This is a genomic window from Robinsoniella sp. RHS (genome assembly GCF_001029355.1).
Taxonomy (GTDB): domain Bacteria; phylum Bacillota; class Clostridia; order Lachnospirales; family Lachnospiraceae; genus Robinsoniella; species Robinsoniella peoriensis.
Window position 1 is genome coordinate 1 of sequence record NZ_JNGB01000199.1, and the last position, 7,881, is coordinate 7,881.

Annotated in this window: 5 protein-coding genes; 3 read left to right on the forward strand and 2 right to left on the reverse strand. The window is 41.9% G+C overall.

The features are described 5' to 3' along the window. Positions 1–594 (reverse strand): response regulator (locus RHS_RS28210; RefSeq protein ID WP_047835065.1); only part of this gene is annotated, 594 nt, incomplete at its 3' end. A 25-nt stretch (positions 595–619) separates the two neighbouring features. Beyond that, positions 620–1,456, reverse strand: a complete 837-nt coding sequence (locus RHS_RS28215) for a metallophosphoesterase (protein WP_027295943.1) — start codon at positions 1,454–1,456, stop codon at positions 620–622. 299 nt (positions 1,457–1,755) lie between these two features. Here RHS_RS28215 and RHS_RS32235 point away from each other — a divergent pair, with 299 nt between their 5' ends. The 3 genes from RHS_RS32235 to RHS_RS28230 all read left to right on the forward strand — a co-directional run. Beyond that, on the forward strand, positions 1,756–3,855 hold the full coding sequence (locus tag RHS_RS32235; RefSeq protein ID WP_395023624.1) for an NPCBM/NEW2 domain-containing protein: 2,100 nt from the start codon (positions 1,756–1,758) through the stop codon (positions 3,853–3,855). Beyond that, the gene (locus RHS_RS32240; RefSeq protein ID WP_395023625.1) at positions 3,815–7,093 is read left to right on the forward strand and encodes a glycoside hydrolase family 98 domain-containing protein; all 3,279 of its coding nucleotides are present in this window, start codon (positions 3,815–3,817) and stop codon (positions 7,091–7,093) included. Before RHS_RS32235 ends, RHS_RS32240 begins: the two co-directional genes overlap by 41 nt. A gap of 276 nt (positions 7,094–7,369) precedes the next feature. Further along, positions 7,370–7,881, forward strand: a 512-nt coding sequence (locus RHS_RS28230; protein WP_047835066.1) for a hypothetical protein, incomplete at its 3' end; no start/stop codon positions are given.

Genomic DNA, 7,881 nt, shown 5'->3' on the forward strand with positions numbered 1-7,881 from the left:
TTCTCCTATTTTATTGCGAAGTCTCCGTATATGGGTATCCAGGGTGCGTTCATCGCCATAATAGTCCATTCCCCAAACGCTGGAAAGTAATTGTTCTCTGGATAGAATCATGCCCTGGTTCAGGAAAAAGGTGTAAAGGAGTTCGTATTCTTTTTTGGTTAGTTTTATTTCTTCCTGCCGTATTTTTACGATTCTGGTGTCCGGATTTAAGGTAAGGCTGCCGCAGGTAAGCAGTTTTCCCAGCTGAAAAAGTTTTTCAATCCGAAGGAGCAGGATCTTTGGCTCAAAAGGTTTGCGTATATAGTCGTCTGCACCATAAGTCAGACCTGCAATTTCGTCAGAAATCTCCCCCTTCGCTGTGAGCATTATAATTCTTATGGGCATATGATATTCACGCACAGCCTTGCACAGGGCAATCCCGTCCATGACAGGCATCATCCAGTCAGAAATCAAAAGGTCGAATTTTTCTTTGCACAATAGATCAAAAGCCTCCCGTCCATCGGAAACGGCAGCAACTTCATGACCTGCTCCGGTAAGATAGAGCTTCATGATCTTCTGCATATCTTTTTCGTCTTCTGCGATTAATATTTTCATAATTATCCTCCTGATAGCGCAAGCTTTATAGTCCAATATTGAATACCGCAATTTCGGGAGGCACCATAAATCGTGCCGGAATATGAGAAGTCCCAATACCGGTATTTACATAGAGTTTCATATTGTTATCGATATCATAAAATCCGGATGTATATTTTTCAGCAAGTGATGTAACCGGGCTTTTGATAAATGGTAGTTTTACCTGGCCGCCGTGACTGTGCCCCGCCAGAAGCAGATTGGCAGAGCCAGCCTCAAAACGGTCTGCAATATCCGGTTCGTGCAGCAAAATGATCCGATAATCAGGATCATCTTCCATGTAGCGCAAAGTAGTTGATATATCTGGAAATCCAAGCAGGGCATCGTCCAGACCGCCGATGAATAATTCATGCCCCTTTGTGGTAGTTACGGTGATACCTTCATTTTTCAGCAGTGTAAAGCCGGAATTCGACATAATATCTGCATAAACCCGGGAGGCACCCCCGCCATAGTCACGATTGCCCCAGACAGCATATTTACCATATGACGCATTCAGGGCTGACAGTGCCGAAGTAACGGCATCTACAGCCTTATATTTTGAAAAGTTATCAAACAAGTCCCCGGTAAAGACAATGACATCCGGTGAAAGATCATTAACCTTGTCCACAAGTTCTTCAAGTTTATTTTCTGTATAAGAGGCGTTTACCTGGATATCGGATAACTGTACCACACGGATAACTTGTGTGATCTTTCTGTCGGGAGCATTCAGGTCATAGTAATGGGTGAACACCATAAAGGGTTCTATCTTAAATGCATATCCGGCAAGCAGTGCGGCAGTTAAGAAAAGGCAAAGCATAAAAATCAGGGTTCTTTTTAAAATTTTCATATTCACATGTTCCTTTCGTATGGATCAGTCATAATGATAGAACGTCCATGTTACAGGTATGTGAATTCTTTACATCTTTATTATATCCGTCATTTAGTCAAATGCAATTAAAAATTAAAAAAACGTATTATATGGTAATTTCAGGCAAAAATTCGATGAAAAAAGTAAAAAATTAGTAATTTGTAATATCTTGCGGTGGGAGTGGTCAAAAATGTGATGAAAGGGAGCAGATAATCGCATTTATTTAACTACCTCCTCAATTTATAATTAATAAAAGAGTTATAAGGAGGAGGATTTATATGAAGTTTAGGGCAAAAAAACTAGTGGCACTTTTAACCGCATCCTGTATGTGTCTCGCTTCACCATTGAGCGCTGCGGCAGAAAGCGGCACAGGAACCAGATTTGTGAAAGGGCAAACGGGGTATTTGACAGAGGAACAGGCTATCCGGTACCAGGAGCAGACAACCGAAGAAAGGGTGCAGAAGTTAACCGGGGAAGAGACAGCAGAGGTATTGATGGAAGGTACAAAAGACAGCGGGATTGTACAGACAGAAGAAGTACAGACAAAAGAAATGCAGACAGAAGATGAGCAGACAGAAGAAGTACAGACAGAAGAAATGCATACAGAAGATGCGCAGACAAAAGAAGTACAGACAGAAGAAATGCAGACAGAAGATGCGCAGACAGAAGAAGTACAGACAAAAGAAGTACCGGCAGAAGAAACACACATGAAAGAAATACAGACGCAAGGGACAAAGAAAGCGTCAGATAGGAACGGAAAGGCAAGGGTAACTGAAATTCTGGAAGATGCCCAGGATCCAGCAAACCGGATTGTGTATCTGTCAGACCTGCAATGGAAGTCAGAAAATCATACAGTAGATAGCGAGCTGCCTACCAGAAAGGATAAGTCCTTTGGCGGCGGAAAAATTACGCTAAAAGTGGATGGAACGGTAACAGAATTTGACAAGGGGATTGGAACACAGACAGATTCCACCATTGTGTACGATCTGGAGGGAAAGGGATATACAAAGTTTGAAACTTACGTGGGTGTAGACTACAGCCAGAAAGAAAACATTCCGGGGGAAGTCTGCGACGTAAAATTCAGGGTGAAAATTGATGACAAGATTGTATCAGAAACCGGTGTACTGGATCCGCTTTCGAATGCGGTTAAGATTTCTGTTAACATACCCGATACAGCCAAAACTTTAACATTATACGCGGATAAAGTAACGGAAACTTGGTCTGATCACGCCAATTGGGCAGATGCAAAATTTTATCAGGCACTGCCGGAACCCGAAAATGTTGCATTCAAAAAAACGGTAGTGGCACGAAAGACATCAGATAATTCGGAGGCTCCTGTTAATCCGGATTCAGCAGTTAACAGTTCTAAGGCTGTTGACGGTGTTATTGACAGCTCCAGTTATTTTGATTTTGGAGATCAGGCAAATAGCGGAGCCGTAAGGGAGTCACTCTATATGGAGGTAGATTTAAAAGGGAGCTATTTACTGTCCGATATACAACTGTGGAGATACTGGAAAGATGGCAGAACTTATGCAGCTACTGCAATTGTAGTATCTGAGGATGAGAACTTTGAAAATGCAGCAGTTATCTATAACTCGGATACGACGGGAGAAATACATCACCTGGGAGCAGGAAGTGATATGCTCTATGCAGAAACAGAAAGTGGCAAGACATTTCCGGTACCGGAAAATACAAAAGCAAGGTATATCAGAGTTTATACATATGGTGTTAATGGGACATCAGGCGTAACAAATCACATTGTAGAATTAAAGGTGAATGCTTACGTATTTGGAGATGAAATCTTACCGGAAAAGCCGGATGACAGCAAGATTTTCCCAAATGCAGTTAATCCGCTGAAGCTACAGGGCCCGGGCACGAATGATCAGGTAACCCACCCGGATGTTACGGTGTTTGATGAGCCGTGGAATGGGTATAAATACTGGATGGCATATACACCGAATAAACCGGGAAGTTCCTATTTTGAAAATCCCTGTATAGCTGCATCCAACGATGGCGTAAACTGGGAGTTTCCTGCCCAAAACCCTGTACAGCCGCGCTATGACAGTGAAATAGAAAATCAAAATGAACATAACTGTGATACCGATATTGTATATGACCCGGTAAATGACCGGTTGATTATGTACTGGGAATGGGCACAGGATGAGGCGGTTAATGGTAAAACACATCGTTCTGAAATCAGATACCGTGTTTCTTATGATGGGATTAATTGGGGAGTGGAAGACAAAACTGGTGTTTTGATGACTGGACCAACGGATCACGGCTGCGCCATTGCCACAGAAGGCGAAAGATATTCAGACCTTTCTCCAACCGTAGTATATGATAAAACAGAAAAAAATCTACAAAATGTGGGCAAATGATGCCGGAGATGTAGGATATGAAAACAAACAGAATAACAAAGTATGGTATCGGACATCCCAAGACGGGATCAGCAATTGGTCGGATAAGACTTACGTGGAGAATTTTCTTGGAGTAAATGAAGACGGGCTGCAGATGTATCCATGGCACCAGGATATCCAGTGGGTAGAGGAATTTCAGGAATATTGGGCACTTCAGCAGGCATTTCCGGCAGGAAGCGGACCGGATAATTCTTCCCTGCGTTTCTCGAAGTCCAAAGATGGTATTCATTGGGAGCCGGTATCTGAAAAAGCTTTAATTACAGTAGGGGCACCCGGGACCTGGGATGCAGGACAGATATACCGTTCTACTTTCTGGTATGAGCCAGGTGGGGCAAAAGGAAACGGAACATTCCATATCTGGTATGCTGCATTGGCGGAAGGCCAGTCTCACTGGGATATAGGATATACATCTGCAAACTATGCAGATGCCATGTACAAATTAACGGGAAGCAGACCGGAAGTGGAAAAAAGAATAGAGGTAAATAATGAAAATCCTCTGCTGATTATGCCGCTGTACGGAAAGTCTTACAGTGAATCAGGAAGTACCCTGGATTGGGGAGATGATCTGGTTTCACGCTGGAAACAGGTTCCGGAAGATTTAAAAGAAAACGCAGTCATTGAAATTCATCTGGGTGGCAAGATTGGCTTAAATGAAAGTGATTCCCACACGGCAAAAGCGTTTTATGAGCAGCAGCTGGCAATTGCCCAGGAAAATAACATCCCGGTAATGATGGTGGTAGCTACGGCAGGCCAGCAGAATTACTGGACGGGAACAGCGAATCTGGATGCTGAGTGGATTGACCGGATGTTCAAACAGCACAGTGTGTTAAAAGGAATTATGTCCACTGAAAATTATTGGACTGACTACAATAAGGTTGCTACTATGGGTGCCGATTATCTGCGGGTTGCAGCTGAAAACGGCGGATATTTTGTATGGAGCGAGCACCAGGAGGGTGTTATTGAAAATGTAATAGCAAATGAGAAATTTAATGAAGCATTGAAACTTTACGGTAATAATTTTATTTTCACCTGGAAGAACACACCTGCCGGTACTAACTCCAATGCAGGAACAGCCAGCTATATGCAGGGCCTCTGGCTAACCGGAGTTTGTGCACAATGGGGCGGTCTGGCTGATACCTGGAAATGGTATGAAAAAGGATTTGGTAAATTATTTGATGGTCAGTATTCTTATAATCCGGGTGGGGAAGAAGCAAGACCGGTTGCAACCGAACCGGAAGCACTGCTTGGTATCGAAATGATGAGTATCTATACAAATGGCGGATGTGTCTACAACTTTGAGCACCCGGCGTATGTATATGGTTCTTATAACCAGAATTCACCTTGCTTTGAAAATGTAATTGCAGAGTTCATGCGCTATGCGATTAAGAATCCGGCACCAGGTAAAGAGGAAGTGCTTGCAGATACAAAAGCAGTGTTCTATGGAAAATTAAGTTCTTTAAAGAGTGCAGGAAACTTACTGCAAAAAGGTTTGAACTGGGAAGATGCCACACTGCCAACCCAGACTACGGGTCGATATGGATTAATACCTGCAGTTCCGGAGGCAGTAGATGAGAAAACTGTAAAAGCAGTATTCGGCGATATTGAGATATTGAATCAATCCAGTGCACAGCTTGCGAATAAAGATGCGAAAAAAGCATATTTTGAAGAAAAATATCCGGAACAGTATACCGGTACGGCATTTGGACAGCTATTGAATGATACCTGGTATTTATACAACAGTAATGTGAATGTGGATGGGGTGCAAAATGCAAAACTTCCGTTAGAAGGTAATAAATCCGTAGATATTACAATGACACCGCATACTTATGTGATCCTGGATGATCAGGATGGTGAGCTTCAGATTAAACTGAACAATTATCGTGTGGATAAAGACAGTATCTGGGAAGGATACGGCACCACGGTGACGGACCGCTGGGATACGGACCACAATACCAAACTTCAGGACTGGATACGGGATGAGTATATTCCAAATCCGGACGATGATACCTTCAGAGATACAACCTTTGAACTGGTTGGACTGGAAAGTGAGCCGGAGGTAAATGTAACTAATGGCTTAAAGGATCAGTATCAGGAACCGGTTGTGGAATATGATGCCGCTGCAGGTACGGCTATGATTACTGTATCCGGAAATGGCTGGGTAGATCTGACAATTGACACGAACACGGCAGAAGTACCCCAGGTTGATAAAGCAAAGTTAAATTCCAAAATAGCAGAGGCTAAAGGGATCAGACAGGGGAACTATACGGATGAATCCTACAAAGCTCTTCAGGAAGAGATCGGAAAATCCCAGGCGGTATGGAACAAAACAGATGCCACACAGGAGGAAGTAAATGCACAGTTAAGCAGGTTAGAAAGTGCAATAGCCAGATTAAAAGAAAAACCGGCGGTGGTATCCAAAACGGCATTAAATGCAAAAATAGCTGAGGCAAAAGGGATCAGACAAGGAAACTATACGGATGAATCCTACAAAGCCCTGCAAAATGCAATAGTAAAAGCTCAGGAGTTATCAAACAAAACAGATGCCACACAGCAGCAGGTAAATGATCTGGTATCAGCATTAACAAATGCAATTAAAAATTTAAAAATAGATGCAGATAAGCTGGCAGCAGAGTCAGCAAAGAAAGTAGCGGCAGTTAAGGTTGCCGTAAAAGCAGTATCCTATAAATCAAAAGAGATTAAATTATCCTGGAAAACGGTAGCAGATGCGGACGGATATGTAATCCGTGTAAAGACAGGCAAAAAGTGGAGTACGGAGAAGACCATTAAGAACAACCGCATAATCACTTATACTTATAAGAAAGGTACTCCCGGTAAGAAATATGTATTTGAAGTAAAAGCTTTTAAGAAAGTAAATGGAAAGACGACCTATAGTAAATACAAAACAGCCACTAAAAAAGTTGTGCCGCAAACGGTGACCGCAAAGGCAAAAGCTTCTAAAAATAATGTAGTGGTAAAATGGAACAAAGTGTCTGGCGCATCCGGATATGTTGTTATGAAAAAGAAAGGGAAAACATGGGTAAAGGCTGCGCAGGTAAATGCAAAGAAACTATACTTTACGGATAAGAAGGTCAAAAAAGGAAAAGTATATTCATACAAAGTAAAGGCTTACAAAGTATATAAAGGTAAAAAAGTATATGGAAGCTATAGCAAGTCTGTAAATGTTAAAACAAAGTCATAAGAATCTCTATCGTTTTTTTTACCAGAATCAAATCATTTTATGATGATTAGTCAAAAAATAGCAATAATTTTAAAAATATTTAAAAATGTGGGTGTCGCAGTAAAAAAAATGAAAGAAATGGATAGCTTTGTTTATTGTAAGAAATTAGGCCGCATGATAGGATTTTGAAATAGGGTAGAGCGGAAAAATTTTACATTTTAAAAGAGATAAAAGAAAGGGAGGTGTACTCTTAAACGCGACAACCCGCTAACATGAAAGAGATTGGGAGGTAACAAAATGAATAGTAAAAGATTAATATCAATGAAACGTATTATGGCGTGGATTCTGACATTGTGTATGATATTAACAGCAGTGCAGATTCCGATTGATGTACAAGCGGCTGAGACTGCAACAGAAGAAAATGCAGCACTGGAAAAAACAGTTACATTGCATAAGAGCGATGGAACAGAACTGCCGGAGGATTATCGAAATCCCCAAAGACCAGCTACCATGGCGGTAGATGGTATTATTGACGATACAGGAGAGTACAACTATTGCGATTTCGGTAAAGACGGCGATAAAGCAGCCCTGTATATGCAGGTGGACCTTGGAGGTCTGTATGATTTAAGCAGAGTCAATATGTGGAGATACTGGAAAGACAGCAGAACTTACGATGCAACAGTAATTACCACATCTGAGAGCGGCGATTTCACAGATGAAGCAGTCATATATAATTCAGACAGTTCAAATGTGCATGGATTTGGGGCAGGAGGAGATGAACGCTATGCAGAGACTGCATCCGGACATGA